General features: G+C 48.5%; 27 protein-coding genes. 13 read left to right on the top strand and 14 right to left on the bottom strand.

Features of this window, described 5'->3' with window-relative positions:
- The first annotated feature begins 801 nt into the window (after positions 1-801).
- The 3 genes from NDI45_RS25715 to NDI45_RS25705 are packed head-to-tail and all read left to right on the top strand — an operon-like array spanning position 802 to position 3,286.
- Complete coding sequence (locus tag NDI45_RS25715) at positions 802-1,584, top strand: AAA family ATPase (RefSeq protein ID WP_190792151.1); 783 nt, start codon at positions 802-804, stop codon at positions 1,582-1,584.
- Positions 1,553-2,152 (top strand): hypothetical protein, encoded by a 600-nt coding sequence (locus NDI45_RS25710; protein ID WP_190792152.1) that lies wholly within the window; start codon positions 1,553-1,555, stop codon positions 2,150-2,152. The genes NDI45_RS25715 and NDI45_RS25710 overlap by 32 nt, the downstream gene beginning before the upstream one ends.
- A 54-nt stretch (positions 2,153-2,206) precedes the next feature.
- Positions 2,207-3,286, top strand: coding sequence for a PDDEXK nuclease domain-containing protein (locus NDI45_RS25705; RefSeq protein WP_348249400.1), 1,080 nt, complete (start codon positions 2,207-2,209; stop codon positions 3,284-3,286).
- 124 nt (positions 3,287-3,410) lie between these two features.
- Here the strand turns inward: NDI45_RS25705 and NDI45_RS25700 are convergent, their stop codons facing one another.
- The 9 genes from NDI45_RS25700 to NDI45_RS25660 form a co-directional block, all read right to left on the bottom strand.
- Positions 3,411-4,229 (bottom strand): SDR family NAD(P)-dependent oxidoreductase, encoded by an 819-nt coding sequence (locus NDI45_RS25700; protein ID WP_348249399.1) that lies wholly within the window; start codon positions 4,227-4,229, stop codon positions 3,411-3,413.
- A gap of 535 nt (positions 4,230-4,764) precedes the next feature.
- A complete protein-coding gene (locus tag NDI45_RS25695; protein ID WP_348249398.1) occupies positions 4,765-5,025 on the bottom strand; it encodes a hypothetical protein in 261 nt (86 codons plus the stop codon).
- A gap of 215 nt (positions 5,026-5,240) precedes the next feature.
- A complete protein-coding gene (locus tag NDI45_RS25690; protein ID WP_348249397.1) occupies positions 5,241-6,050 on the bottom strand; it encodes a hypothetical protein in 810 nt (269 codons plus the stop codon).
- Between the two features lie 398 nt (positions 6,051-6,448).
- Positions 6,449-6,862 (bottom strand): MerR family DNA-binding protein, encoded by a 414-nt coding sequence (locus NDI45_RS25685; RefSeq protein WP_190792156.1) that lies wholly within the window; start codon positions 6,860-6,862, stop codon positions 6,449-6,451.
- A 233-nt stretch (positions 6,863-7,095) separates the two neighbouring features.
- A complete protein-coding gene (locus NDI45_RS25680; protein ID WP_190792157.1) occupies positions 7,096-7,617 on the bottom strand; it encodes a DUF1349 domain-containing protein in 522 nt (173 codons plus the stop codon).
- Positions 7,618-7,669: 52 nt separating this feature from the next.
- Positions 7,670-7,849 carry a hypothetical protein gene (locus NDI45_RS25675; protein WP_348249396.1) on the bottom strand — a complete coding sequence of 60 codons (180 nt, stop codon included), beginning with the start codon at positions 7,847-7,849 and terminating at the stop codon, positions 7,670-7,672.
- A 33-nt stretch (positions 7,850-7,882) separates the two neighbouring features.
- Positions 7,883-8,506 carry an NAD(P)H-dependent oxidoreductase gene (locus NDI45_RS25670; RefSeq protein ID WP_348249395.1) on the bottom strand — a complete coding sequence of 208 codons (624 nt, stop codon included), beginning with the start codon at positions 8,504-8,506 and terminating at the stop codon, positions 7,883-7,885.
- A gap of 50 nt (positions 8,507-8,556) precedes the next feature.
- Positions 8,557-9,018 (bottom strand): DMT family transporter, encoded by a 462-nt coding sequence (locus NDI45_RS25665; RefSeq protein WP_190792160.1) that lies wholly within the window; start codon positions 9,016-9,018, stop codon positions 8,557-8,559.
- Between the two features lie 17 nt (positions 9,019-9,035).
- Positions 9,036-9,524, bottom strand: a complete 489-nt coding sequence (locus tag NDI45_RS25660) for a DMT family transporter (RefSeq protein ID WP_348249394.1) — start codon at positions 9,522-9,524, stop codon at positions 9,036-9,038.
- A 156-nt stretch (positions 9,525-9,680) separates the two neighbouring features.
- Between NDI45_RS25660 and NDI45_RS25655 the strand changes: the two genes are divergently transcribed.
- Complete coding sequence (locus NDI45_RS25655) at positions 9,681-10,181, top strand: MarR family transcriptional regulator (protein WP_190792162.1); 501 nt, start codon at positions 9,681-9,683, stop codon at positions 10,179-10,181.
- A gap of 33 nt (positions 10,182-10,214) precedes the next feature.
- Here NDI45_RS25655 and NDI45_RS25650 read toward each other — a convergent pair whose 3' ends face one another.
- From NDI45_RS25650 to NDI45_RS25640, 3 genes are all read right to left on the bottom strand, one after another.
- Entirely contained in the window at positions 10,215-11,138 is a 924-nt protein-coding gene (locus NDI45_RS25650) for a cupredoxin domain-containing protein (protein ID WP_348249393.1), read from the bottom strand.
- A 184-nt stretch (positions 11,139-11,322) separates the two neighbouring features.
- Positions 11,323-13,581, bottom strand: a complete 2,259-nt coding sequence (locus NDI45_RS25645) for a heavy metal translocating P-type ATPase (protein WP_348249392.1) — start codon at positions 13,579-13,581, stop codon at positions 11,323-11,325.
- A gap of 9 nt (positions 13,582-13,590) precedes the next feature.
- Complete coding sequence (locus tag NDI45_RS25640) at positions 13,591-13,785, bottom strand: heavy-metal-associated domain-containing protein (protein ID WP_190792165.1); 195 nt, start codon at positions 13,783-13,785, stop codon at positions 13,591-13,593.
- Between the two features lie 284 nt (positions 13,786-14,069).
- Here NDI45_RS25640 and NDI45_RS25635 point away from each other — a divergent pair, with 284 nt between their 5' ends.
- Together NDI45_RS25635 and NDI45_RS25630 are read left to right on the top strand one after the other, a co-directional pair.
- The gene (locus NDI45_RS25635) at positions 14,070-14,477 is read left to right on the top strand and encodes a recombinase family protein (RefSeq protein ID WP_190792166.1); all 408 of its coding nucleotides are present in this window, start codon (positions 14,070-14,072) and stop codon (positions 14,475-14,477) included.
- 3 nt (positions 14,478-14,480) lie between these two features.
- A complete protein-coding gene (locus tag NDI45_RS25630) occupies positions 14,481-14,618 on the top strand; it encodes a helix-turn-helix domain-containing protein (protein ID WP_348249402.1) in 138 nt (45 codons plus the stop codon).
- A gap of 143 nt (positions 14,619-14,761) precedes the next feature.
- Here NDI45_RS25630 and NDI45_RS25625 read toward each other — a convergent pair whose 3' ends face one another.
- Complete coding sequence (locus NDI45_RS25625; protein ID WP_190792167.1) at positions 14,762-15,682, bottom strand: AraC family transcriptional regulator; 921 nt, start codon at positions 15,680-15,682, stop codon at positions 14,762-14,764.
- Between the two features lie 219 nt (positions 15,683-15,901).
- Between NDI45_RS25625 and NDI45_RS25620 the strand changes: the two genes are divergently transcribed.
- Complete coding sequence (locus tag NDI45_RS25620) at positions 15,902-16,729, top strand: oxidoreductase (RefSeq protein ID WP_348249391.1); 828 nt, start codon at positions 15,902-15,904, stop codon at positions 16,727-16,729.
- A gap of 225 nt (positions 16,730-16,954) precedes the next feature.
- Here the strand turns inward: NDI45_RS25620 and NDI45_RS25615 are convergent, their stop codons facing one another.
- Positions 16,955-20,665: an NB-ARC domain-containing protein gene (locus tag NDI45_RS25615; RefSeq protein ID WP_348249390.1), complete on the bottom strand. Its 3,711-nt coding sequence runs from the start codon at positions 20,663-20,665 to the stop codon at positions 16,955-16,957.
- A 274-nt stretch (positions 20,666-20,939) separates the two neighbouring features.
- Between NDI45_RS25615 and NDI45_RS25610 the strand changes: the two genes are divergently transcribed.
- The 6 genes from NDI45_RS25610 to NDI45_RS25585 all read left to right on the top strand — a co-directional run bounded on the left by NDI45_RS25610 (position 20,940) and on the right by NDI45_RS25585 (position 26,702).
- Positions 20,940-21,818 (top strand): NmrA/HSCARG family protein, encoded by an 879-nt coding sequence (locus NDI45_RS25610; protein WP_190793320.1) that lies wholly within the window; start codon positions 20,940-20,942, stop codon positions 21,816-21,818.
- A gap of 117 nt (positions 21,819-21,935) precedes the next feature.
- Entirely contained in the window at positions 21,936-22,760 is an 825-nt protein-coding gene (locus NDI45_RS25605; RefSeq protein WP_190793321.1) for an alpha/beta hydrolase, read from the top strand.
- A gap of 122 nt (positions 22,761-22,882) precedes the next feature.
- On the top strand, positions 22,883-23,887 hold the full coding sequence (locus tag NDI45_RS25600; RefSeq protein WP_348249389.1) for an SDR family oxidoreductase: 1,005 nt from the start codon (positions 22,883-22,885) through the stop codon (positions 23,885-23,887).
- Between the two features lie 154 nt (positions 23,888-24,041).
- Entirely contained in the window at positions 24,042-24,758 is a 717-nt protein-coding gene (locus NDI45_RS25595; RefSeq protein WP_348249388.1) for a hypothetical protein, read from the top strand.
- A gap of 88 nt (positions 24,759-24,846) precedes the next feature.
- Positions 24,847-25,803 (top strand): NAD(P)/FAD-dependent oxidoreductase, encoded by a 957-nt coding sequence (locus NDI45_RS25590; protein WP_348249387.1) that lies wholly within the window; start codon positions 24,847-24,849, stop codon positions 25,801-25,803.
- A gap of 173 nt (positions 25,804-25,976) precedes the next feature.
- Positions 25,977-26,702 (top strand): alpha/beta hydrolase, encoded by a 726-nt coding sequence (locus tag NDI45_RS25585; RefSeq protein WP_348249386.1) that lies wholly within the window; start codon positions 25,977-25,979, stop codon positions 26,700-26,702.
- Positions 26,703-26,947 lie beyond the last annotated feature (245 nt).

Raw genomic sequence — 26,947 nt, 5'->3', positions numbered from 1 at the left:
AATTCTCATCCCGCTAAAAAGGCTTGTGTCACTTTAGCTTGAGTCGATGAAAGTTGAAGCAGATAGAGGCTTCCAGACAAATTCACCCAGAGAGCAAAACCCGCAACCAGTTGAAAGAAAGTCATCCCTATTAATGTGCTGAGGAGAGCAATAGCTCCAGTTTCTATGCCCGAGTGGTTTGGGCAGTAGTCGTAGGACTATTCCTGCGAATTCAGAGGTAGCAACAGACTCCTCTCAATCTCTGTTCTGACTTCGCGACTAACATAACAATCGTGGTTGAGGCAATCAACCAGCAGTTTGTTGGCATCGTAATAGTACTAAGGTTATTTTCTCTAGGCATTACTAAACTGCCAGTCATGCCCGATATCGCGATGTTCAGCCATGATTCCTCTTAGCTAGTTCAGACAAGCTGCGTAATTGGTCCGCCACCATTGCTTGAACTGATCCCAATCCTCCCTGGAATTAGGCAGCTAATCCTTAAGTTCTTTAAGAGACTGCTTGAGTACAGGATCGTGGTCTAGGTCTAGGTCTAGGTCGAGGGCACGGGCGGGGCAAAGCAACCGATTTACTGCACGGAGACGACAGCGAATCGGACGAGTAGCAGCTGAGCATGGCAGCACAGTTCTCCAATTCTATACCTGAAAGGCTCTGCTGCCTTTACCTCTAACCATCTTGACTTGTTAGATTGCTCTATTCCTGACTTGTTGACTTGTCATACTTACATAAAGCTGACTTGCTATACATCCTGACTTGTTGTATTTATAGGTTGCTAACCTGCAAACAAGTTGGAGGCAAGGCTTGATGAAAATTGCCGTCGCTAACCAAAAAGGGGGCGTAGCGAAGACGACTTCTGTGATTTGCCTAGGGGGAGTGCTGATTAAAAGCTGCTCTTGCCTCGCGATCGACTTTGACCCACAAGGGAACCTGACAACCGGGCTGGGGGTTGAAGTGACAGAAGGTCAGCTCACCACCTACAACGTGATTACAGAACGTTCTTCTGCAAAGGAAGTGCTAGTTCCTACACGATCGGGCTTGACTCTACTTCCCTCTGATATTTCCCTTGCCAGTGCTGAGCCAGAGCTGATGTCTAAGATCGGAAACTTCTTTTTGCTGAAGGAAGTGCTGGAGCCGATCGAGAGTCAGTTTGACCATATCCTGATTGACTGCCCACCGAGCTTAGGGCTACTGACGGTCAATGCTCTAGCAGCAGCGGACGCTGTTTTAATTCCAGTGCAGTGTCAGTTTTTTGCCCTCAAAGGTTTGGCTGCTCTGTTGGAAACGATTCAAAGTGTCCAAAAGCGACTTAACCCAGACCTAAAGATCCTGGGAGTCCTGCCGACGATGGCGGAGCGGAATACCATCATGACTCAGGATGTGCTGACTTCACTCAAGGGTCGACTGAAGGACATTCCTATATTCGACCCAGTTCCCAAGTCTGTTAAGTTCCCAGAATCCAATGTTGCTGGGGAGCCAATTCATACCTACGCCGATGATTCCAAACTGGTGAAACCTTACCAGACGATCGCTAACACAATCATGGAAGTTCAGAGCAATGGCGCAAAGAAGAGCAAGGTTAAGCGATAACGACCCGCTTTCGCCAACCGATCGAGTGTTGGCAGGGTTTGAACGACATAGCAAGAAGACAAGTCAACTTGTTAACCAGCCAGAAAGTCAGGTAGATGCTAGCGGTGTTGGTCAGCAAGAAAGCAAGCTAGTAAGTCAGGAAGTTGAGAACCCTACAAGTCATCAAGTCAACAAGTCAAAAATTCAGGAAGTTGAGAAGCCGATTGCCGAAGAAGTTAACCAATCAACAAGTCAGAAAGCTGTAAAGTCATCCAGTCAGGTTGCTGTAAAGCCAGAGGAACCATCTGCTCCTATTCCTGCACCTGATCCTAAAGAAGTTAACCAGCCAACAAGTCAACCAGCTAGCAAGCCAACCATTCGCAAGGCAACATTCCAGATTAGCGATGCTGTTCTTCAACAGCTAGATACCTTTCACCTTCAGCTTCAGCTTGAACTGGGGAAGGCGAACGCTCCCTATAAAGAAGTGATTGTCGAAGAGGCGATCGCCCGGATTTTGACCCAAGCTCTCAGCGATCGTGCCAGCCTCATTACTACACTGCAAGAGCGACAGCAGCAGCGCGAGGCGTAGGGTTTCCCTTGTGCGGATGAAGGTTTGGTACTGAATGGATTACTACTTTAGGCAATGGCTGAACTTTTCAAGGGTGGAAGTGAATACGAACGCTTCCTGCGGGACTTAAAGGAGCGGATACGATCGGCTCAGGTACGTGCTGCTGTATCGGTGAATCGAGAATTAGTGCTACTTTACTGGCACATTGGACGCGAGATTTTGGTCCGTCAGCAGCAGCAGGGCTGGGGTGCGAAGGTCATTACTAAGTTGGCGAAGGACTTAAAGGCGGCATTCCCAGAAATGAAGGGTCTATCTCGCACCAACCTTCTGTATATGAGGGCATTCGCTGAGGCTTACCCAGATGAGCAAATAGTCCAGCAATCTGCTGGACAAATTCCCTGGTTCCATAACTGCACCCTACTCGATAGGGTTAAAGACCCAGACGCGCGGATGTGGTACGTCGAACAAACTATTAAAAGGGGGTGGAGCCGGGCTACATTGATCCATCAGATCGATCGCGGCAGCTACCAGCACCAGGGCGAGGCATTAACCAATTTCAAGGCAACTCTGTCTCAGTCTCAGTCAGACCTGGCGCAGCAGGTCTTGCGCGACCCGTATAACTTCGACTTTCTCAACCTGGGTAAGCAGGCGCAGGAGCGGGATCTCGAAAATGCCCTGGTGTCACACATCCGCGAATTCCTGCTGGAGTTGGGGATGGGATTTGCGTTCATCGGCAGTCAGTTTCCGATCCAAGTCAGTGGCAAGGACTTTAGGATCGATCTCTTGTTCTATCACTTCCGGCTGCATTGCTTTGTGGTTGTTGACCTAAAGACTGTTGAGTTTACGCCAGAGTTCAGCGGCAAGATGAATTTCTATGTGAGTGCGATCGATGAAATCCTTCGTAGCCCCCAGGACAACCCGACAATCGGGATCATCCTCTGCAAGACCCAGGACAAGACGATCGTGGAGTATGCCCTGCGCGACGTAAATAAACCGATCGGGGTTTCAACCTACCTGCTGCGAGACGTGCTGCCAGAGACGCTGCAAGGGGAGCTGCCGACGATCGAGGAGTTAGAGACGCAGCTCAATATTTTGAATGTGGAGATTGAGGACGGCATCAACGTAGAAGTTGAGGAGCTAGGGGACAGCGAATAACCTTCTACTCATCCCTACTGCCGAATAATTCATAAGTTATAGCGATCGCAGATGATGTGGATCAAGCTGCTTGTTTTTGGGGGCTAGTCTCACTCCTCGCTAGCCCCTGTTTTAGCAGACTACTCTAGCGTGAGTTAGCTCCAACTTCTCTGAGCCTTTCGAGGTGACGCTCTTCAGACAAGGGAGCCGCTAACTTTGAAATCTTCTCCATTAGACAAGGAGCAAAACGGTTTCCCCACACGACAAGATGGCTTTGCCATCCCACCACAATCTCTGTCGAGTCCTTTTGCAGTCCCACCACAAGGGAGTGAGCCACTTTTTGGGGAGTGGTCGGCACTACCCATCGAAACCACTGAAAGTTCTTTACCATGTCCGTATCCGTTAGAGAAGGCAGAAGGGCAATCACCCGGATATTGTGAGCCGATAGCTCACTCCGCAGAGCTTGAGTAAACCCCAAAATTGCAAACTTCGTTGCCGAGTAGGTTGCCATCGTTGGAGCGGCAATCTTCCCCATCAGGCTGGACACATTGACGATCGTTCCTTGGCGCTGCACAGCCATCCGTCGGGCAATCAGTCGAGTCATCGTGTACATCCCCATCAAGTTAATTGCCATCTCTTCTTGAATATGCGGCAGTTGAGACTGCAAAAAGGGGGCTTGATAAGCAACTCCAGCACAGTTGACAAGCAGATGAACGGGTCCATAATCTCGCCAAGTTTGAGCGATCTTGATGCTCACCTCAACAGGCTGCGTTAAATCCAACGCGAGCGGAACAGCTTCGGCACCGAGATCTGCGATTTCTGCTGCGACTTCAATTAGGCGTGAATGAGTCCTTGCCACTAAAATGATTCGCTGTGCGCCTTGTTTGGCAAACTCTAGGGCGATCTCACGTCCAATGCCACGAGAAGCGCCCGTAACAAGAACGGTCTTTCCTTGAATATTCATGTGAAAGCCTCCGACGCTGAGATTTAGGGAGTCCTCAGCCTTTGCTGAACGAATAGAGGGTGTAAAAAAGCTGAGGAAGTCTTTACGGAAAATTGAGCTACGGCGAGCTAGATCGATTCACATCTATACTGCCTTGTCGTTCCACAGTGTACTTCTGGGATTCAGGGAATGGGGTTAGAGTCCAGGATGTAACATAAGACATAACTCCTAGATGCAAGAATCAACCAGTGATCATTCGACTTGCACACGCTAACAAAGGGATCAAGTTGCTGCAATGTTTATTAACAAAAAGCTCAAATTGTGATGTTTCGCTATAAAAGCTCTCAGAATTTTCCAGTTTGCAAGCAGGGGCGACCGCTCCGCGCAGCCGCCAAAGGCAGATCGCTCCTTCTAACCTCGTGGAGATTGCCCAAACTTCAGAGCATGCGTCGAGTTTCAAATCAGAACGGCTCTTACTCATTTTTGGTAAAAAGCAGGGGCGATCGCTGGTTTCACAACAAAGCTTCGAGGTTTCAACGTGCATCCACATTGCAATTTACCCAAAGTGCGTAAGAACCCAAAAAGCGTATTTATCTCTACCTGAAATCCACTCAACTAGACGATCGACCATGCCTGACTTCCCCACTAGCCCTGTTCTGCCGATCGTGATCGTACCCATCGAGGGTGGAAAGAAGGAGGAACCCCGGCGATTGGAACCGCCTGACTTACGCCATTGGCAGATCGATGAATTTTTACGGCAGACCGGAAAGGCAGAGAATACACAGCGTTGCCGGAGCGTCCAATGTTGCTGGCGCAAGACCCAAGGAATAAGGGGTAGTGTTCTAAAACGTTTGAGAGTGAGAGCCATCGGCAATTCTTGGGCAAGGATAACGGGGCAAGTCTAGAACTGAACAAAAGTTGAGAAGCAGTATTGCAGGTAAGTATAAAATCAGGATGAAATTTCAGCCCAAACCATTTCCTGCTAGTGGCTAGGCTACGGTGCCAAGGAGACAATCAGCTTTTTGGGTTCTACTAAATAACCTCTACCCAAAAATCAGCCGTAATAATTTCGCCATTACGGTTAAACTGTCCCCACAGTTTGTACCTTCCGGGCTGAGGAAATTGAGTGGCAAAGTGAATTTGGTTTGCTGGTGTATTCTGCACGGCATGAGCATGAATGTAGTTTTCTCGCGTTAATGCAGGAGACTGACGCAGAATCACTAGATGCCCCTTTTCACCGAGATAAGGTTGTAAATCAGTGATGGGTTGATGACTAGTTGCATCTTGCAGGTGAAACCGTAGAACAACCTCTTCCCCTGCTCGGAGCGTTGCTTGAGTTGAAGCAAAACCAACAATAGTTTCATTAAAGGTTTTGGTACGGCTCCAATTGACTTGAGCAACAGAAGTATCGTCTCCAGCAACACGGGTTTTTAATACAGAAACCTGTTCTGGCTGTCCTGTAGGTTGGTAATCGCTGAACAGTGTGTAGCCGCCGGACTGAGGAAACTGTGCTTCAACCTCAAATTGTCCATTACCTTTGTACACAGGATGAAGATGCTGAAAGACTTGCAGATCGTCGCTGACAGCGATCAAGTGCATCATCTTCTCTTGAAACTGGTCAAATTGAGCAATCGCTTCTCCGTTCTCATCCTGTACATTAATCTGAAGGATGGTGGGAATATTAGGAGTAATTACACCAGTTGTTGTAAGTTTTGCTTGAGTTGATGCAGAAGTGTTTGCATGACCATCGCCATGCTCACCATGACTTGCGGTGTAAGTTGTGGAATAGCTGTGATTCGTTTCTTCTGCGTGAGCCGCATTTGGGTGAGTTGTCGTTGTCATAGTAGGTTCCTCCTTGACTTGAGCGAGTTGTGTACAACCTTGAACAATTGATAAAGTCGCGACGATAGCGATCGCAGTTGCTATGCGATTCATTCTTGACTCCAGCTGTAATTTGATAAAAGGAATATTGTGAGGAGTAATAGAGAGTAAAGATTCTCTTTAATAAATGACAATGGAAACTGTTGAGTCGTGTTGATAATGTTGCACTCACCGCTTTTTACTCTTGTCGTTATCCTAGAATCTCTAGCTGGCTGGAGAGTCAAGCCCCCAGTCAAGAATTTCCTGACTGCTGAATCAAGCTTGCTTATCAACCACAATTCAAATTCAACAGAAAACAGTCCATGGGTTCTATGAAAAACCTCGTGGACTGGTACTTTTATCAGAAGTAAGGGTCTATTCTAAACTCGTTCAATAATCGGACAAATTGTTTCTTCAGGATGTTCGGGCAGGGCCTCCCAATTGGATAGAAGCCCATTTAATTCCTGTTTGAGAATCTGTAATTGTTGAATCTGCTGCTCGATCTGGGAAAGCTTGTCTTCTAATTTTACTTTGATCTGATCACACGGTAAATCCCCTTGATCATGCACCTCTAGAAACTCTTTAATCTCTAACAGGCTTAAACCTAACCCCTGGGCGCGCTTGATAAACCGTAAACGACCAAATACATCTGAGTTGAATAATCGGTAGTTGCCCTCTGTTCTGCCAAACGTCTTGAGCAATCCCAACTCGTCGTAATAGCGAATGGTTTTGATCGGCAGCCCACCCTCTTTCGCTACTAAACCAATTCGTTTCAAGGTTTCTTGAGCTAACATGACAACCTCACCAATGCAATAGTTTTATCCTAAACTCTCCAGCTAGCTAGAGAGTCAAGCTCTATTGATGCTAATCTGTTCAAGGATTTTAATGAGGAAGAACAGCAGCAGAAAGCCATTGGAGCGATCGCGGTTGAAACCCTAGTTCTCGTTTTGCTCTAGCGTTCGATGCCTCTCTTAACTTCAGGTTGCTGCTTGTTCCCCCATGTTGGACGCTTGAACACACTTTGCTATTATGGAAAGCCCTCAAAAGAAGCTTCAAAACCATCGCCATCGGGGGAAGCGCACATGATGCCCGCTTGAATCTTATCGCTGGGTAGATAGGTCAACCTAAACAGTCTATATTCTAAAGTGTCATCTCGGTAAGAGATGTGAATGGCTTCCCGGCGACGTTCGACTCGCAGGTGTAGGACTTCGGGCGGGTTGAGTAGCGGAATCATAGACCAGTCGGAATAGCCGTGGGTAACGACAGCGCTCAGATTTTGCACTTCATCGACAAACTCAATACCAGTTTTTATCCAATGTTTTTCGTCAACCCGGAGCATGATTCCAGCCTGATCATAGAGATTTTTGTAGTTCCCATGAATGCCAACCTCCATTACAAAATCAGTGCTAAAGGTATCGAAGTAAAAGTGACCTGAGTCGCGAATGAAGCCATAGTGAGTTGTACGCCAAAAGTCCGTTTTGGGAGAGGTTTTAACGATCAGCCTATTACTTGAATGGAACCATTCAGTCGGTTCATTGAGCCATTGCATGGAATACCTCCAGTGTATATGTATGATTGTTTAGGGTTGCCAAAAATTTTCATCACTGACTTTCCTGAATACTGGTGATTCTATCCAGCAAGGCTGTACGAACCTGTTCCAAACTATCGCTTTGTTCTTCTATTTCTTCTAGCTGAACTAACAGCATTGCGAGAATTCTGCGATCGCCTTGTAGATGCAAAGCAGGCTGCCATGGTTGAGTTTGAAAAAGCAGGTTGTTCATTGGCTCACTCCTGAAAACGGTTTGGGCTATCCATTACCAAGTCTTGGCTAACTCCATCAAACGAGCGATCGCTGTCTCAGTTGCTTGTTGCTGCATCTCGCCCCCCATTCCTTGATAGGGAACTTCGACGTATTCCACATCCTGAATGCCCAAAAAATTCAAGATGAACTGTAGGTAGGGCACACAAAAATCCATTGCGCCTGCTGGCGTTCCGGGAGCGTAGCTGCCAGTACGAGAACTGATAATGAGAGCTTTCTTTCCGGTTAGTAAACCATTAAAGGTTGCGGTGTCACGGTTGTACTCCACGGTACGACCCACGCGAATAATATTGTCAAAGTAGGCTTTTAGATTTGCAGGAATTCCGAAGTTATACATGGGAACCCCAAGCACAATGCAATCGGCTTCAAACAGTTCAGCAATCAAGGTATCTGATTCTACCAACAATGCCTTTGTCTCTTCCGTTTGGTCTGGCAATGGGGTCAGATTGGCTGCAACCCAGTCAGAGGTGATCAGAGCAGGCGGTTGTTGTCCTAAATCTCGCAGTTGGTGCTGAGCTTCAGGATGAAAAGACTGCCACTGGTAAATGAACTTGGAAAGAAGAGTACGAGAAACAGATCGCTCTTGACGAACACTAGACTGAATTTCTAACAGTTGCATGGCAATTCTTCGATAAGGTTGACTAAGTACAAAAATGGTGTGAATCGGATCTAATTAGAATGCTGACGATCGAGCTGAGTTAGAGCGATCGCTATAATCAACAAAGCAATGGCAAAGACTCTAGAGAAATTGAGCGGATGAGTTGGAACACCAAACCAACCAAACTGATCAATGACAAGAGACATAATCATTTGACTACAGACCACCGCTAAGGTTGCTGTCGTTAAGCCGAGTTTTGGGACGGTTAATGTACTTAAGCTGACAAACGTAGCGCCTAGCAATCCACCTAAAAACGCCCACCAGGGAACGTTAGCGAACTGTTGCAGATTGGGCAATTTGAAAAGTCCTGATGCAATCAAGAGCGTTAAGATGCTGAACCCAACTAGAAAGTTAATTGCAGTAGCAGCAATCGGAGAGTGTAACGTTTGCTTTAGGCGAGCATTCGCAGCCGACCCGATCGCTAAAAAACTACCCGCTGAACCTGCACCAACGATTGCTAACAAAATATCCATAATGCACAAGGAATGAATTACTGCGCCAAAAAGAAAATCGCGACCATTAACAGACCAACTGCAACGCGACGATAGCGAGTTAGGCGATGCCGAGGTAGTCCCGACCAACCAGAATGATCGGCAATAATGCCTGCGATCGCCTGTCCAAACACAACAAATCCCAGCGTTAATGTTGTGCCTAGCGTAGAGATGAAATAAGCACTGGAGGCAATGTACCAGGCCCCGAAAACACCTCCAGCCAAACTCCAATGAGGTGCTTTCGGTAACGCAAACCAATCAGGATGATCAAACCGTTGCGTGAGCAGCAAAATAGCTAATGCCAAGAAGCCAACCAGGTAAGAAACGCTAGCAGCCAAAGGAGCAGAAGTCAGCGATCGCGCTAACTGTGCATTCATGCTGGCTTGAATCGGTAGCAAAACGCCACTTAACAGCGACAACAAAAGATACAGGCAAATTTGACAGCGAAACCAGAGGCTCCGCGATCGCAACAGCGGTAAGAAGCTCATAACTGAAACAGGGGGTGAGTGAATTGCAGCGAGGGAGATCCTGAAATCTAGAGCGTTAACGAGCAGAAGATTTGGAACTCATTTTTTATCTTGATATCAAGATAATTGAGGTAAAGATAAAAGTCAAGAATCTCGATATCAAGATATAGTAACCTCATGAAACACGATCGCATTGATGATATTTTGGAGCAATGGCAACGCGAGTCTCCGCAGCTAGATGTCTCTGCTCTTGCAGTGACAGGGCGAGTCATGCGGATTGCTCGTTTACTGGAAAAGCACCGAGAATCCGTCCTGGCGGAATATGGGTTAAACGTCTGGTCGTTTGATATGTTGGCGACGCTGAGACGACAGGGACCACCCTATCAACTCAAACCAACCGATCTCTATGAACTGCTGATGCTTTCATCAGGGGCGATGACTAACCGAATCGATCGCCTAGAACAAGATGGGGTTGTCGTTCGCATTCGTGATCCAGAAGATCGGCGCAGTGTCAGTGTGCAACTGACTTCCAAAGGAATTGAACTGACGGATACCGTCATGCCTGTTCTGTTTGGACGAGAAAAACAATTTCTAGAGCAGTTTACGAAGATGGAGGCTCAAATGTTGACGAAATTGTTGCGTCAGTTTTTGTTGGTATTTGACACGAATAGCAGGTGACACACTCTTACTTTCTGCTTGTTTGTGCCAAACTTAAGCGACTGCCTTCTCAGGATTAGAGTGTTGAGGCGCATGAACTTCAATCACCCCGCGATTCATCTTCATGCCACACATAAACTCATATTCGCCAGGTTGCTCCGGTATAAACTCAACCGTCGTGGTTTCAGGCTCAAAGTCAACGGCGATCGCAAAATCTGGAATTAACAACTGGTCATAGCAACTGCTGGAATTTTGGCGATCGAATTGCAAACGAACAGGATGTCCCGCTTCAACGATGACTCGCTTGGGTTGATAACCCCTAGCAACAGTAACTTTAGCCTCTTGAACGCCTGCTGGAGTTAGAGTAGCTGCAACACTAGATGTAGAATCTGCTGAGCTTTCAGGGTGATGAGTTAGTGTAGAAACCGAGGTAATTGGGGCAGCAGCAACTGGCTCTCTAGACTGTACTTCCACCACACCTCGGAACATATTCATGCCACAAGTGAACTCGTATCTACCGGGTTTGTCAGGCGTGAATTCGATCGCTGTCACCTGATTGAGTGGTAGATCTTGAGCGATTCGGAAATCAGGGAGTCGGACTTCCTCTAAGCAACTGCTGGGATCTTTGCGATCGAAGTTTAATCGTACAGGTTGTCCTGCTTGCACAACAATTTGGCTCGGTTCGTAACCACCATCAACAGTAACGGTAATTTCCTGAACGCCACCTTGGGTCGCGGCTTTACGCGATTTTGGCTTGCTTAGCAGAAACCACCAAAGTTCTAACCCAATTAACCCTAACCCCCCGGCAGTCACAGTTCCTTTCACCCACAGCGGTTGGTCAATGCGTTGAAACTCTCCAAGCTGTTCTCTAGTCTGCATCTCTTCGTGAGACATTTGGGCGATAGCTGCACCAGAGGTTGTTCCCAGTACCACGCTCAGAGTTGCAATACCGCCCAAAATTGCTGATTGCTTAATCATTTGAATACCTCCTAAATTGCTTCTACGATCGTTCCTGAAAGAACGCCTAATAAAAAACCAAAGCCTGCTAATGTGCTGAAGAATGTGATGTGTTTGAGCATGGTTATCTCCTGAGTTGCGTAGTTGGAGGTTAGTGATCGGTAACTGGCAATCGTTGAATTTCTCGCCGATTACCGATCGTCACCTATCGGTTTCCAACGGGTTTGAAGTTCCGCAATCGCAAAGCATTCGTTACGACAGACACTGAACTAAATGCCATTGCTGCACCCGCAATAATTGGACTGAGTAACCAACCAAAAACTGGGTAAAGAATCCCTGCGGCGATCGGGATGCCAGCCACGTTGTAAATGAAGGCGAAGAACAGGTTTTGTTTGATGTTGCGAATCGTGGCACGGCTTAATTGAATTGCAGTCAGGATGCCTTGTAAGTCACCAGAGATAAGCGTGATGTCACTAGCTGCGATCGCCACATCCGTTCCAGTTCCGATCGCAATTCCCACATCGGCTTGAGCCAGAGCAGGGGCATCATTAATGCCATCCCCTACCATTGCAACTATCTTGCCTTCAGACTGAATCGTTTCAACGGTTGCTGCTTTTTGATCCGGACGAACTTCGGCAAAGACTCGTTGGATTCCGACCTCACGGGCAATGACATTCGCAGTCCGCTGGTTGTCACCCGTGAGCATCACTACCTCTAAGCCCATTTTTTGCAGGGTGCGAATCGCAGTCACAGAGGAGGGTTTGACTGCATCGGCAATGCCCATAATGCCTTCAACTTTTCCATCCACCGCAATCCAGATCACCGTCTTGCCTAGATATTCCAACTTATCCCACTGTTGCTGCAATGCGCTGGTATCAACTCCTAACTCATTCATCCAACGGTGAGTACCAATTTGAATCCAACGGTCAGAAACATAGCCCTGTACGCCACTTCCGGCAATTGCTTCAAACTCTTGTACGTCTGCTACCTCAACCCCTTGAGATTGAGCATATTGCACCACAGCTTCTGCTAGAGGATGTTCAGAGTTTCGTTCAACTGATGCAGCTAATTGCAACAACTTAAGTTCATTACTGTTGGCTGTACCATTAACCGTGACGTAATCTGTGGTAGTAGGTTTGCCTTGAGTAATCGTGCCTGTTTTATCCAGAACGATTGTTTGCAGCTTGTGTGCTAACTCAAGGCTTTCCGCCCCTTTGATCAGAATGCCATTTTCCGCCCCTTTGCCCGTGCCAACCATAATTGAGGTGGGTGTAGCAAGACCGAGGGCACAAGGACAAGCAATGATCAGTACACCAACGGTTGTAATCAACGCCATTGTCACGTTGCCCATAATATTGAACCAGAGAATGAAGGTGAGAATGGCGATCGCAATCACCGCAGGCACAAACCATCCCGTGACCTGGTCAGCAAGGCGTTGAATGGGGGCTTTTGAACCTTGCGCTTGCTGAACGAGTTTGACGATTTGGGCGAGAAACGTATCTTTGCCCACTCGTGTTGCCCGGAACTGAAAGCTTCCCGTCCTATTGATGGTGGCTCCGATCACTTCATCGCCAGGATGCTTCTTCACAGGTAGGCTCTCACCCGTCACCATTGCCTCATCGATCGTGGAGGAACCTTCTACAATTTCGCCATCGACCGGAATTTTTTCACCAGGGCGAACAAGGACGATATCTCCGAGAACTACTTCAGCGATCGGAACATCCACTTCTCGACCATTGCGAATCACTCGTGCGGTCTTCGCCTGTAATCCCATGAGCTTCCGAATCGCTTCTGAGGTTTGTCCTTTTGCCCGGTTCTCTAGCAATCGTCCGAGCAGGAGCAAAGCAATGATGACCGCAGCCGCTTCAAAGTACACATTAGGTCGAAGTGCCTGAGTAATGAACCACTGGGGATTGAAAGTGGGAAATAGGGAATATAGATAGGCAGTGCCTGTACCAACGGCAACCAGAGTATCCATCGTGGCAGTATGTCGTTTCAATGCTTTCCAGGCATTGATAAAGAACCCACTGCCTGCCCAAAATAGGACTGGAGCCGTTAGCACAAGCTGGAACCAGGGATCGTGCAGCCACATGGGGATGAAGGGAATTGGTAAGCCCGTCATGGCAGGCAGCGAACCAATCACCAAGACCGCACTGATCACACCGCTAACCCAGACTCGACGGGTTAGCTTTTGGTTTTCCGCTTGGCGTTCACGCCGTTCAGCATCATCTTCAGGAGCAAGCACATCATCTTGGATGGGGAGAGCCGAATAACCTGCTTCATCAACCGCTTCCTGGATTGCAGCAACATCTGTTTTGCTTGGATCGTAGGAGACGGCTGCCTGTTCCGCTCCAAAATTGACATTGCACGCTTCAACCCCAGGAACAGAACGAATTGCTTCCTCAATGTTGTTGGCACAGGAGGCACAACTCATCCCTCTCAGTTTTAAGGTTGCGTTTTCCATGTAAACCTCCTATGCGACGGTATAGCCAGCAGCGGTGATAGCTTGTTTAATAGCTGTCTCGGTGGCTTGTGTTTCAATATTGACCTGTTTAGTTTTGGTGTCAGCTTGAACCGTAGCAGCAGGGTCGATCGCCTTCACGGTTTGAGTAATTGTGTCGCTGCAAGCTGAGCAAGCCATGTTGAGAACCGTGAGTTGAAAAGTCATGATTGGAACCTCTGAATTCGCTATGACTCCATGTTCCAGTGTCTAGCCCACTGGAGAGTCAAGAGGGTAATAGCAACTTTGGCTAGTCCGCCTTGAAAACAAATTAAGTTCAATTTGTGGATTGCTTGTCATAGATGACGTAAAGCGCATGTCCTCTCACAGACGAACTAAGATTTATACCTTTTGAAAGACCATAAATTTCATCCTGATTTTATTTTTCTCTACCACTATTACAACTTGTAATAAACAAGCTGTAACTGAAAAACTACAGCTTGATCATTCTGATGATGGAAAAAGCAAGAAAAAAGATAAGAAGAATAAGAAGAAATAGCTTTCAATTGACCTATTTTGATAACGTAATCGCCTTCTCTGCTCTTGATTTCGTTGACGAAGTACTGAGGAGTGATATGACAGTTGGGAGTGTAAAACAAAGGGCCGGATACTGTTGGCGAACCTCAATTGGGATCACATCAGCTATTTTAGAAGCAAATCTTTATATTGCTCAGGGTGAATTGCCATGTCCCTCGCGTTTGAGCCAATCCCTCCCGTTCCTCATGAAACGGTGTTTTCATATGTTTGGGGCGCTGGCGGAGTTTGAGCGGAATTTAATTCGGGAACGAACTCAAGCAGGGCTACAAGCGGCAAGAGCCAGAGGCAGGAAAGGGGGACGACAGCAAAAGTTGACTGCATAAGAGATTGAGATTAGACGATCGCTGGCAGCAGACCCGAAGCGATCGGTCACGTCAATTTGTGAACATCTTGGAATTAGTCGTCCGACCTACTACCGCTACATCAGTCCCGAAATGAGCAACATTGCCGAAAATAACCCTTGAGCGATCGGGTGTAGTATATTCAAACGCTTATTCCACCAAGGTCGGGATTAGATAAACTGCTAAACTAACTCATTTTCGGCAATCATAGAGGTGGTAACGTTCTTGATCAGCGGTTGTAAAAGACTTTGCAGCTCCACCAATCCTCAGGCAACTCGTAACCGCTCAACATCCTTCATCGGTGGCGTGCCAAACATGCGGGAGTATTCGCGACTGAACTGAGAAGGACTCTCGTAACCCACTTGATACGCCGCCTGGGTTGCATCCGCATTCTCAGTCAGCATCAACCGCCGGGCTTCCAATAGCCTCAACTGCTTCTGATATTGCAACGGACTCATCGAGGTCACTGCCTTAAAGTGCCGATGAAATGTTGCAGAAGACATCCTCGCTTGCTTTGCCAAATCATCCATGCTCAATGGTTTTGTAAACTCAGCTTTGATCTGGTTAATCACCGCTGCAATGCGCTGCATATGGCTGCCGGAGGTCGCAATCTGCCAAACCGCTTCGTTCTGCTCGCTCATCAAAAGACGATAGTAGAGTTCGCGAATCATCATCGGTGCCAGGAATGGAATATCCTCGGGCGTATCCAGCAGTCGTGCGAGGCGGGTGGCACATTCAATCAACGGGGCATTTACATCGCTCACGAATAAGCCTCTCACTGAACTTTCTTTCTTATCTGGACTGCGCTGAAGTTGGTCGATAATCTCCCAAAGCTGGGTCGCATCCAGGCTTAACTTAAAGCAGAGATACGGCTTATCCGGTGTCGCTTCGACAATATATCCACTCAGCGGCAGATCGACTGTGACTACAAGATATTGAGCCGCACCATAGTGATAAGTTTCTTGACCTAGTAGGGTTTCTTTTTGACCCTGAACAATAATGCAAAGCGTTGGTTCATACACCGCGCGAAGTGCAGTAGAAGCTGTAGATTCCCGCATGAATTCTAACTGCGGGATCGCCGTTGCATGGGTACCGTTTCCTTTGCCATCCGTGTGGCGGTTCACTAATTCCGCTAGTGCTTGACAAGCATCAATCGTCGTCTTGCGCTTTAGGGCTTCATCTGCCATACCCAGTCCTCGTCAATGCTTAACGGCGTATCGTGAGACATTCCTCTCATCGTTTTGCTGTACCTATTATAGAGAAAATTTTTGAGCACCACCTTGCTGGCTGAGAAAATTAGGCAAGAACTTGCAAAGTTTATGTATTTAGACCCTTTTGCCCAAGCCCTATTATGAATTCATGCCAGAAAGGCAATGAAAGGATAAGGCAATAAAGGAGATAGAAAAATGACTCAGAAAACTTGGTTGGTTACCGGTGCTTCTCGGGGAATTGGAGCCGAAATCGCGAAAGCCGTTTTGGCAGCAGGAGATCAACTCATTGCAACTTCTCGTAAAAAGACTGATTTACAACAATTTGAGTCAAATCCGAATGTGTTGACCCTTAGCCTGGATGTGACTGACGAGGCTCAGGTGCAAGCGGCCGTGGCAGCAGCGCTCGATCGCTTTGGGCAAATCGATGTGTTAGTCAACAATGCCGGATTCGGTATCCTCGGCGGCGTCGAAGAAACCAGTGCTCAAGAAGTTGAGCGGGTCTATCGCACTAACGTCTTCGGGCTGTTGAATATGACCCGTGCGGTATTGCCCAGTATGCGTCAGCGCCGCTCTGGACACATTATTAACCTCTCGTCGATTGGGGGCTACCGCTCTACTCCGGGGTGGGGCGTCTACTCCTCAACCAAGTTTGCGGTTGAAGGCATTACCGAAGCGCTGCATGATGAATTAGCGCCTCTGGGCATCCATGCCACTGTAGTCGAGCCGGGATACTTCCGGACCAATTTCCTTGATGGCAGCTCGCTCCAGCGCACAGCAGAGATTCCGGATTACGCGGAGACGGTTGGTAAAGTTCGTAAAATCGCCTCTGAGCTGAGCTATCAACAACCGGGAGACCCCACCAAGCTAGCCCAAGCGATGCTGCAGCTCGCCAATGCTGATACGCCACCCCTACGGTTGCCGCTCGGGACCGACACCCTTCGAGCCATTGCCCAGAAAAACGCCTACGTTGAGCAAGAAACAACACAATGGCGTGCACTGGCTGAATCTACGGATTACAGATAAAGGCACGCAGTAGGGTAAAGGAAGAATCGCGAATGAATGCTTCAAGTTCTCGGTGGCAGCATTACGTCCTATAGAGAACTTGAGGCACATCCTTTAGAAACTAAGTTGTGATGGTTTCTCATCGAGATGCTGTTACCAAACTCATAGAACATGCTGCAACCGCAGGGTAGAAAAGCACCATACTGTCAAAACGGTAGTACCGTAAACAACCGCTTCACCGCGAAATTAAATTGCTCCTAATGCTTTTAATATCGATTGTTGAGCAGTCGTCAACCCCTTTGCACCTTGAATATTCATACCTTCATAAAGGCGATCGCCTTTCACCGTTTTGATACAGCGCCCTGTAGCAACATCCCACAGTTTCATCGTGCGATCGAAGCTCCCACTTAATAGAATTTGACCGTCGGGGCTGAAGACAACCGATGCAATCCAACTGGCTTGCCCACCCATCACATGAAGGCATTCCCCCGTCTTCAAATTCCAGAGGCGAACGGTTTGGTCATCACTGCCACTGGCAATAGTTTGACCATCAGGGCTAATAGCAATGGTAAACGCGATGCTGGTATGCCCCTGTAATGTCCTTAGACAGGCTCCGCTTTGCACATCCCACAATCGAACCGTCTGGTCAAAGCTGCCGCTTACTAGAATCGGCTCGGTTGGATGAAAGGCTAGCGCGTAAACCCCGCCCTTGTGTCCTTCTATCACCCGTAGGCACTCCCCGGTCTGCACGTCCCATAGCCGAATCGTTTGGTCATAGCTGCCACTTGCTAGAGTTCGACCTCGGGGATCAAAGGCGATCGCCCGCATGCTGCTCTGATGACCCTGTAGCACGTGTAAGCATTGGTGAGTTTGCACATCCCACAGACGTACTGTTCGGTCACGGCTGCTGCTTGCCAGGGTTTGCCCAACGGGGTTAAACAGCACCGCTAACACAGGAGCATCATGAGCAATCCAGCGATCGCCCTGTCCTGTTTGCACATCCCATACAAAAATGGAGCCATCTTCCCCGTTGGTGGCGATGGTTTGACCATCCGGGCTAAAGCTTAAATTTGAAATTAGGCTGTTTTCTCTGTACAGGGTTTTGTAGGGAGGCGAACTGAGTAGTTCTCTATCAACCTGCCATTGCCATAAATGAATCGTTCCCGTTTGACTACTACTACTGGCAAGCAGTTGATTCGGTGATCCAGTTCCCGCTGAGGCAAAATCATTCTGATTCTGAGCTGCTGTAACTGTGACAGGACTAAAAATTAAGGCGTGTTCTCCATAGGTATAACCGCTTAACGTTTTGAGGCTTTGCCCACTCGGCATCTGCCACAGCCGCACGGTTCGATCCTGGTTGGCGCTGATCAAGACCTGACCATCGGCACTGATAGCAAGCGCCAGAGCAGATACCGTCTGTTCGCCCAGAATATTCGTACAGTATCCGTCTTGGACATTCCAAAGCCGAAGGGTGCCATCATCACTGCTGCTTACTAAAGTGTCGCTCTCTGGACTAAATACAATATTCCGAACCCAGTCTAAAGTGTCGCTCTTTGGACTAAATACAATGTTCCGAACCCAATTGGTATGCCCCCGCAGCGATAATTCAGGATTAAATGAATGAGTTTTAGAATTAGGCGGATGAATCCATAGTTGAATGCAGCCATCAAGGCCGCCACTTGCCAATCGTTGACCATCCGGGCTGTAGCGCACGCAGCGAATACCGGAAGAATGCCCTTGCAGCACATTTAGGCATTTTCCAGTCTCAACATCCCAAATCCGAATCGAGGTATCCTTACTGCCACTGGCTAGAATTGGATGGTTGGGTGAGAAGTGAACGGAATAAACGTTTTTGGTGTGTCCTTTCAAAACGTGCAAGCAGTCACCCTGTAAATTCCACACTCTTGCGGTTTGATCATCACTACCACTGGCTAACCATTGACGATTAGCGCTAAAGCTTAAAGACCAAATTCGACTCGTATGCCCTGTCGAAATCCACAAACACTGACCACTTTGCACATTCCACAACCGTACAGTCGCATCATTACCGCCACTCGCCAGTGTCGTGCCATCGGGACTAAATGCAACAGCCCAAACTCCACCGCGATGTCCTTCAAATGTTGCAATGAGTTGATTGGATGCAACATTCCACAAATACACAAAACCGTTGATATCGCCCACGGCAAAAACTTGACCATCTGGGCTAATATCAACCGATGTTGGCACCCCCAAGGTCTCCGAAAACAGGGATGTTGCTAAATCAGAATTTTGAAAATTGACCCCTACCAAATTAATCTGCCGCAGGTCGGCTTGCCGCACTACGAGTTCAGAAAAATCGGAACCCTGCAAATCTACTTTGAGCTGCACCAGCAGATTTATTAAGTTCCCGGCCGCATATCCTGCTCCATATTCTGATCGTTGTTGTGCGAGAAGTAACCTTGCTCTATTTTCAACTTCTGACACATTTCGGTAAGCCGATAAAAGCCATTCCATTACAGGCTGCAAAATTAATCGCAGTTGCATTTCTCGGATATAGTCTTTCGCCTGTACTCGAATCAATGAATGACTTTGCCATACATCAAGCTGTCGGGTTGTAAATTCTGTACAGACCTGTTGTATCAACCGTTCTGTGACATATTCCATCACAACGGGCTGCAAGAAAAATAATCCATCCGTTTTTTCGAGCAGCGACCGCCGGAGCAGTGAATTTACTTGTTGGGGAACGGTTTGTTGTAAGGCTGCACCGATAATGTTTTCACGAATCTCTGCGATCGCCACCGGCTCTCGATGAATGGCAAACCAGTAGAGAATTTTCTGTTCCTCTGCCAATAGGCGATTGAATTGGCGATCGAGCAGATCGCGGATGTCTTCAAAGACAAAAACGCCCTGCTCAAGATAGGTTAGAACCTCTGCAACACTGCCGTCGAACAAATCTTGCGTAGCAGCTGCAACCAACTTCAGCGCCAGAGGATTGCCGCCATAGTGATTGACCAAGGTGTGCCACTCGGCTTGTGAACCTGTAAACGCTCCTTTTTGCTGAAAAATGGCGCGTCCATCATCGGGCGTGAGTCCGCTGAGAGAAAGTGATCGCACTACGCTCTGTTTGCCCTCCAACATGGCAATTTCCCGTGGCTTTTCGCGACTAGTCAGCAAGCAGCAGCTTTGATGGGGCGTTTCTCCCAGCGTTCTTAAAAACTGTCCATAAGCCTCATAGCCCGATCTCCACTGACCCACCTGCTCACTGTGCAAAATGGTTTCAGCATTATCCAAAATCAACAGACACCGCTGCGATCGCAGATACTCCATCACCTTCGACAACTTTCCGTCCACCGTTGTAGGAATGACAGGATCGTCTCCTTGAAGCGGCATCAAAAATTTCAGCAGGCTGGTTAGCAGGTCATCGAAGGAAGGGGCATTGGCAAGCGATCGCCACACGATCACATCAAATTCAGACTGCATCTGCAGGGCTGCTTTGACGGCGATCGTGCTTTTGCCAATTCCTCCAATTCCAAGCAGTCCAACCACGCGGCAGCGGTCTACCACCATCCACTGCCACAGCTGCGCCAGCTCGGTTTCACGACCATAAAACACAGAAGCATCGACAGCGCTATCCCAGTTTTGCTGAGGGTTCGCTGGCTGACTAGACAACGCTTCCACCGATGCGATCGGAGAAACATGATCGGTCTTTAATAATTCCAGTCCAAAGGATTGGAAGAGAATTTCTAACGACTGGCGATCGACCCCCAGTTCACGCTTCAGAATACGGGCCAGGGTGTTGAGAGATAACCCAGTGCGTTCATTCAGATCTTCCTGGGTAAGCCGCTTACCCCAGTTTTCCTCCGACTCTACCTGCTGCTTTGCCGCTTGAAACCGTTGCCATCCATGGGGTGACAGAACGACTCCCCTCGCCCGTGCAGAGGGGGCTCTACTGCGTCTGGGTTTTTGGGTCTTATCCATGGTTTAGACAGCCAAGGGTTAAAAGGAGTAAACCTTCTAAGCGGAGTGCGGTTGCCCTGCGAGGGTATCAAGTTTCAGATACTTAGCGTGTGTTCCAGGGCAACTTTGATCAAATATCTGCCTTTAGGTATAGAAGCACTGCCTCAGCTTATCTCAGTGCTTAACGCAGAGAACTTGAGTGTTCTGAATTGGGCCCACGTTGAACAATAGGACCAACAGAGGGCACCAAGCTCTCTTCCTATCCCCTTCTACAAAGGACAGTGAGGAAACAGCTATGACACAGTCAACCCATACAGAACGGCTTATCTTAGTCACCGGCGCTACAGGCAATCAGGGCAGTGCGATCGCCCGTCATCTTTTGCAACGCGGCAATTTCAAGGTTCGCGCCTTGGTGCGTGACTCCAACAAGCCTGCAGCTCAAGCCCTCCAACAAGCAGGCGCAGAACTCGTGGTCGGAGATCTCAACGATCGCGATTCCCTCGATCGCGCTTTGCAAGGTGCCTACGGTGTTTTTTCACTACAGATCTTTCAAGATGGCTTAGACACCGAAATCCGTCAGGGCAAAGCGGTTGCAGACGCAGCGAAAGCGGCGAACATCCAGCATTTCGTCTACAGTTCGGTGGGTAGCGCCGAACGCAACACAGGTGTTCCGCATTTTGACAGCAAGTTTCAAGTCGAAGAATACATTCGAGCCAGCGAGTTGCCTTACACAATCCTGCGGCCCGTTTTCTTCTTCTACAACTACAACATGCTGCGCTCGATGGTTGAGACCGGAACGCTCTTTCAGCCATTGAGTCCTGAAACGAAGTTGCAGCAGCTTTCTGAAGAAGATTATGGGGAGATGGTCGCTGATGTATTCGATCACCCCGCAGACTTCATGAAGGGCGAAATTGAACTTGCCAGTGTGGACATGACCATGCCGGAAGTCGCTGCTGCGTTCAGCCGTGTTTTAGGCAAACCCGTCCAATACCAACAAATCCCGTTTGAGACGTTTGAGCAGCAAATTGGAGAGGAACTGACCATTATGTATCGCTGGTTTGAGAACGTTGGCTACGGGGCAGATTTAACCCAGTTGAAGCGTAATTTTTCTGCACAGACCGACTTTGAATCTTATTTGCGCGACCACGATTGGCAGAACCAGCCAGAAGCGTAGCCGATGTCGGGTCAATGATCCTTTGAAATCGCTTAAAGACCGAGAACAACAAGGTAACTGTTGAGTCAGCACCTTCGTTCCTTTGAACCTAACCCATACCAATTTAGGAGAAATCCCATGAGCACGATCACGACGCAAGATGGCACACAGATTTACTACAAAGATTGGGGTACAGGAAAACCCGTTGTCTTTAGCCACGGATGGCCTCTGAATTCTGATAGCTGGGAAGCTCAAATGCTGTTTCTAGCAGACCACGGGTTTCGGGCGATCGCTCATGATCGTCGCGGCCATGGACGCTCAAGTCAGCCCTGGAACGGCAACGAGATGGATACCTATGCTGACGACCTCGCGACGCTGATTGAAACGCTAGACCTCACCGATGCCACGCTGATTGGCTTTTCGACCGGCGGCGGCGAAGTAGCCCGCTACATTGGCCGCCATGGCACCAGCCGAGTTGCCAAAGCAGCGCTGATCTCAGCGGTACCCCCGCTCATGGTGAAAACAGAGGCCAATCCCGATGGCTTGCCCATCGAGGTGTTCGACGGTCTGCGGGCGGGCTCCATCGTCGATCGCTCGCAGCTCTATCGCGACCTGGCTAGCGGCCCCTTCTTTGGATTTAATCGTCCTGGGGCCAAGGTCTCCCAGGGCATGATCGACTGGTTCTGGCTCCAGGGCATGCAGGCAGGACACAAGAACGCTTTCGACAGCATCAAGGCCTTTTCTGAAACCGATTTCACTGAAGATCTGAAAAAGTTCGACGTGCCCACCCTCATCCTCCACGGTGATGATGACCAGATTGTACCAATTGGAGCCGCTGCGATCGCTGCCGCCAAGCTGGTGAAGCATTCCACCCTGAAAATCTATCCCGGCGCACCCCACGGTTTAACCGATACGCACAAAGAACAACTCAACAACGACCTTCTATCGTTCCTCAAGGACTGACACCGGACGTTGAGGTGAGACATCGTTCTTAGAGGGATAAACCCCGGTGTAAGCATCAGCAATGATTCGCTGCAAGTACTGGGGACTGTATTCAAAGAGATTCAATTTTAGGAGTAGAACCCATGAAATTAAAGCCGATCAATCAGCAAGTAGTCGCCATCGTTGGCGCTTCTAGCGGAATTGGCAGGGAGACAGCCCTGCGGTTTGCTAAAAAAGGCGCAAAAGTTGTTGTTGCTGCTCGTAGCGAGTCTGGGTTGGCAACGTTGGTGAATCAGATTAAAGAGCTAGGTGGAGACGCGATCGCCGTCATTGCTGATGTCAGCGAGTTTGAACAGGTGAAAGCGATCGCCGATCAGGCCATTGCCACTTACGGACGACTTGATACCTGGGTACATGTCTCTGGAACCAGCGTTGTTGCACCGTTTGACCAAGTCACACCGGAAGAATTTAGAAGAGTTCTCGATGTGAACCTGAATGGACAGGCCTATGGCGCAATGGTGGCTTTACCACACCTCAAACAAGGCGGCGGCGCGCTCATTCATGTTTCCTCGTTAGCGGCGAGGGTGCCGTTTCCCTTGCAAAGTCCCTATGCAGCTTCCAAGCATGGCATAGCAGGCTTTTTAGACTCCCTGCGAATTGAATTGCAGCACCAAAAACAGCCGATCAGCGTCACGAATGTGATGCCCGCTATCACGAATACACCCATCTTCAATAAAATTCGGACAAAGATGGGCGTAGAGCCGGCTGGATTACCGCCCTACAACAAACCCAGCACCGTTGCCGATGCCATTTTATATGTGGCTGAGCATCCTACTCGCGACTTTGTTGTAGGTGATATGGGGCGAGTATTAGAGATGCTGCAACGCATTGCCCCGGCAATTGTCGATCGCTTATTTCTTCAGGTTGGCTTTACTGCTCAACTGTCCGGTGAGCCAAAATCACCAGATGCACCTGACAACCTATATGGCCCACTCTCTGGTTACGACGTTGTAGAGGGCGACTTCGGCAAGTTGAGCGTACCCAGCTTCACGGATTGGCTCGATCGCAATCCACCTATCAAATGGAGCGCGATCACAGTAGTTGCTGCCAGTGGATTGATTGCCATGCTGGGGGGCATCTCAGGCTAAAGACCGTGTTGTTATGGTGTCGCAGCCAAGCATGGCGTGACGGTTGATTTTACGTTAGTTTATGCGGTTGCGATTGCCTAACTTAATCCAATAGCAAGTTTTAATTTCCTCTTACTTTCAACTCGACGCAAACAGTATTTTGGAGAGAACAATTGTGAAAGATTACAGATCGATGGGGCTTGAAGGCATACTTCAAGAAGCCTACACAGTTAAGATTGGCGAGTATATTGGCAGCGGCTGGAATACATTCAAGAAAAATCCTGTTGAGTTTGCTGGCTTTACACTTGTGTTTTTCTTGATTAATGTTGCGAGCGCCAAAGTTAGCCAGTTCGTTACTCTGGAGGGGTTCATCAACCTCTTCATTTCTGCTCCTTTAAATGCAGGATTTTTAATCGTGGCATTTAAACTTTTGAAAAATCGCGCTACAACGTTTGGTGATTTTTTCAGGGGTTTCAATAACTACCTGCCGCTTCTCCTGGTCAGTCTCGTTTCTAGCGTAGTGATTGGTATTGGGTTATTACTGCTTCTCGTTCCTGGTATTTACCTCGCAGCTGCTTACATCTTTGCACTCCCCTTAGTACTCGAAAAGAAGATGAACTTTTGGGTTGGAATGGAGTTTAGCCGCAAGCTGATTTCCAAGAATTGGTTCTCTTTCCTTGGTTTTGCTTTTGCGTTGGTACTACTAAACTTAGCAGGTGTTTTACTGCTGGGTGGGGGTCTACTAGTGACGATTCCGATCAGTGCTTGTGCGATCGCTGCCGCCTATGCAGACATTGTGGGTTTGACACCTAGAGTTCTGATTTTGGAAGCGGGGTTAGTGCCTGAGTGCCTCTTCTGGCAAATCTGCTTGAAGAAGGCGAATAGTTTTTGACCAGTCGCCTTCTTTATCTGCGCCACTTAATGGCAGGTCTCAACTTTCTCTGACTGCCAACTCACTGCCAACAACAGGAGAACAAGCTATGAATGTTAACTTACAGACTAATGTTTTTGATGTCATCATCGTCGGTGGCGGTCCAGCCGGTTTGACTGCTGCCCTGATGCTCGGACGAGCCTGCAAACGGGTCTTGGTTTGCGATGCTGGCAAGCCACGCAATCAAGTTGCTCATGCTGCCCATGGTTTCTTTTCTAGAGATGGAATTTCACCTGCGGAACTGCTGCAAATTGGACGAGAGCAATTACGTCCTTATGATGGGGTTGAAATTCAGATGGGTGAAGTGGTCGATGCTCAGAAAATGGGCGATCGCTTTCAAGTGACTCTGAGCCATGGCAATCAGTTTGTCGGTCGCAAACTGCTGTTGGCCACGGGTATGAAAGATTCACTTCCGGCAATTGATGGATTCGCAGAACTTTGGGGTAGCAGCATTTTCCACTGTCCTTACTGCCATGGTTGGGAAGTGCGAGATCAACCTTTAGCAATCTATGGCAAGGGAGAGGTAGCACTTGAAATGACATTTATGCTAACCGGCTGGAGCCGCGATTTAGTGCTCTGTTCAAATGGTCCTGCCGAATTAACCCATGAGCAACGACAGCAGTTAGCAAATTGGGAGGTTCAGCTACGCGAAGAAAAAATTGCTCGGCTCGAATATCAAGACGACAAACTGACAGGGATCGTCTTTACAAACAATGAGGTGCTGCCCCGTCGCGGTATATTGCTGCGCCCTCCGTCCTATCAGCACAGCCATCTAGCCACAAAGTTAGGCTGTAACCTTGGCAGCGACGGCATTGTACAAGTGGATGAGAGTAAGCAAACCTCAATTCCTGGACTCTATGCGGTGGGCGATGTGTCTAGTCCTTATTCACAGATCGCCGTAGCCGTCGCGAGTGGGACGCTCGCTGCTGTTTCCATCAATCACACTTTGACTGAAGAGAACCTAGTTCATCTCAGCTTATCTCAGTGCTTAACGCAGAGAACTTGAGTGTTCTGAATTGGGTTCTCGTTGAACAATGGGACCAACAGATAGGCACTAAGCCGTCTTTCGATAGTGAGAAAACGAACATGAACGTGCCCCCCCTTAGAAGCGGCATCCGCTTACTTTTAATCGCCGGACTCTTTTTAGGAACCACTCTAATCACTTCTTTAGGAACTGTCATGAACACCACAAGCGCACAACACATCAAACCCACCATCGTTCTCGTTCACGGTGCATTCGCCGAGTCGTCTAGCTGGAATGGCGTCTTAACCCAACTTCATGAGCAAGGTTACCCGACGGTTGCCGTAGCCAATCCCCTACGCGGTGTGAAAAGCGATGCGGACTATGTTGCTAGCGTTCTCAAGAGCATTGAGGGTCCCACAGTGCTAGTCGGCCACTCCTATGGAGGTGCTGTCATCACTAACGTGGTCGGCAACGAGAATGTGAAGGCGCTCGTCTATGTTGCGGCTTTCGCCCCGGATGCCGGTGAGACTGCCGTCGAACTCTCAGGGCGTTACTCCGGCGGCACGCTCGGGCCAACACTGGCACCACCGGTTGCCACACCGGATGGTGGTAAAGATCTTTATATCCAGCAAGACAAGTTCCACGCCCAGTTTGCAGCAGATGTGCCGGCCGCAGCCGCGCAGCTGATGGCTAGCACCCAGCGACCCATTACAGAAGCTGCTCTTAACGAAGCCTCGGGTACACCTGCCTGGCAGTCCATCCCGTCCTGGTTCATTTATGGCGATCGCGACTTAAATATTCCGGCAGCAGCCCTTTCGTTCATGGCGAAGCGCGCCAACTCGAAGGAAACGGTTGTTGTGAGTGGTGCATCGCATGTAGTGATGGTTTCTCATCCAGATGCCGTTGCCGAGATTATCGAACATGCTGCGGTCGCGCGATAAAGGGATTGGAAGAGGATACGTGCAAAATTCTGTAGTATACGTCTGAAAGCTTTGCCTTAACTTGATTTCACCTTTTCTCGATTTTCGTGATTCCAGCACTAAAATCTTACGGAGGAATGAACATTTGAAGGCAATTTTGCAGGTTTTTACATGTATCCTATCGGAACCCTTTTAAAGGCTTGATTAGAGGAACTTTGAGCAGACGGGGAGGAAAAGTTGTCTTAGAATTATCAGGTAGAGATAAG

The sequence above is a fragment of the Leptolyngbya sp. GB1-A1 genome, assembly GCF_039962475.1.
GTDB lineage: Bacteria > Cyanobacteriota > Cyanobacteriia > Elainellales > Elainellaceae > Leptolyngbya_A.
The sequence above is the reverse complement of the archived record's forward strand: the minus strand, read 5'-3'. Positions and strand labels throughout refer to the sequence as shown.

Coding starts and splice junctions, on each gene's coding strand:
- NDI45_RS25675 (WP_348249396.1), bottom strand. CDS start 7,849: ATGAACAACCTGCTTTTTCAAACTCAACCATGGCAGCCTGCTTTGCAT.
- NDI45_RS25600 (WP_348249389.1), top strand. CDS start 22,883: ATGAAATTAAAGCCGATCAATCAGCAAGTAGTCGCCATCGTTGGCGCT.
- NDI45_RS25705 (WP_348249400.1), top strand. CDS start 2,207: ATGGCTGAACTTTTCAAGGGTGGAAGTGAATACGAACGCTTCCTGCGG.
- NDI45_RS25670 (WP_348249395.1), bottom strand. CDS start 8,506: ATGCAACTGTTAGAAATTCAGTCTAGTGTTCGTCAAGAGCGATCTGTT.
- NDI45_RS25625 (WP_190792167.1), bottom strand. CDS start 15,682: ATGGCAGATGAAGCCCTAAAGCGCAAGACGACGATTGATGCTTGTCAA.
- NDI45_RS25605 (WP_190793321.1), top strand. CDS start 21,936: ATGAGCACGATCACGACGCAAGATGGCACACAGATTTACTACAAAGAT.
- NDI45_RS25585 (WP_348249386.1), top strand. CDS start 25,977: ATGAACACCACAAGCGCACAACACATCAAACCCACCATCGTTCTCGTT.
- NDI45_RS25620 (WP_348249391.1), top strand. CDS start 15,902: ATGACTCAGAAAACTTGGTTGGTTACCGGTGCTTCTCGGGGAATTGGA.
- NDI45_RS25635 (WP_190792166.1), top strand. CDS start 14,070: ATGATGGAAAAAGCAAGAAAAAAGATAAGAAGAATAAGAAGAAATAGC.
- NDI45_RS25640 (WP_190792165.1), bottom strand. CDS start 13,785: ATGACTTTTCAACTCACGGTTCTCAACATGGCTTGCTCAGCTTGCAGC.
- NDI45_RS25645 (WP_348249392.1), bottom strand. CDS start 13,581: ATGGAAAACGCAACCTTAAAACTGAGAGGGATGAGTTGTGCCTCCTGT.
- NDI45_RS25700 (WP_348249399.1), bottom strand. CDS start 4,229: ATGAATATTCAAGGAAAGACCGTTCTTGTTACGGGCGCTTCTCGTGGC.
- NDI45_RS25615 (WP_348249390.1), bottom strand. CDS start 20,665: ATGGATAAGACCCAAAAACCCAGACGCAGTAGAGCCCCCTCTGCACGG.
- NDI45_RS25665 (WP_190792160.1), bottom strand. CDS start 9,018: ATGGATATTTTGTTAGCAATCGTTGGTGCAGGTTCAGCGGGTAGTTTT.
- NDI45_RS25710 (WP_190792152.1), top strand. CDS start 1,553: ATGGCGCAAAGAAGAGCAAGGTTAAGCGATAACGACCCGCTTTCGCCA.
- NDI45_RS25690 (WP_348249397.1), bottom strand. CDS start 6,050: ATGACAACGACAACTCACCCAAATGCGGCTCACGCAGAAGAAACGAAT.
- NDI45_RS25680 (WP_190792157.1), bottom strand. CDS start 7,617: ATGCAATGGCTCAATGAACCGACTGAATGGTTCCATTCAAGTAATAGG.
- NDI45_RS25610 (WP_190793320.1), top strand. CDS start 20,940: ATGACACAGTCAACCCATACAGAACGGCTTATCTTAGTCACCGGCGCT.
- NDI45_RS25655 (WP_190792162.1), top strand. CDS start 9,681: ATGAAACACGATCGCATTGATGATATTTTGGAGCAATGGCAACGCGAG.
- NDI45_RS25660 (WP_348249394.1), bottom strand. CDS start 9,524: ATGAGCTTCTTACCGCTGTTGCGATCGCGGAGCCTCTGGTTTCGCTGT.
- NDI45_RS25650 (WP_348249393.1), bottom strand. CDS start 11,138: ATGATTAAGCAATCAGCAATTTTGGGCGGTATTGCAACTCTGAGCGTG.
- NDI45_RS25590 (WP_348249387.1), top strand. CDS start 24,847: ATGAATGTTAACTTACAGACTAATGTTTTTGATGTCATCATCGTCGGT.
- NDI45_RS25715 (WP_190792151.1), top strand. CDS start 802: ATGAAAATTGCCGTCGCTAACCAAAAAGGGGGCGTAGCGAAGACGACT.
- NDI45_RS25685 (WP_190792156.1), bottom strand. CDS start 6,862: ATGTTAGCTCAAGAAACCTTGAAACGAATTGGTTTAGTAGCGAAAGAG.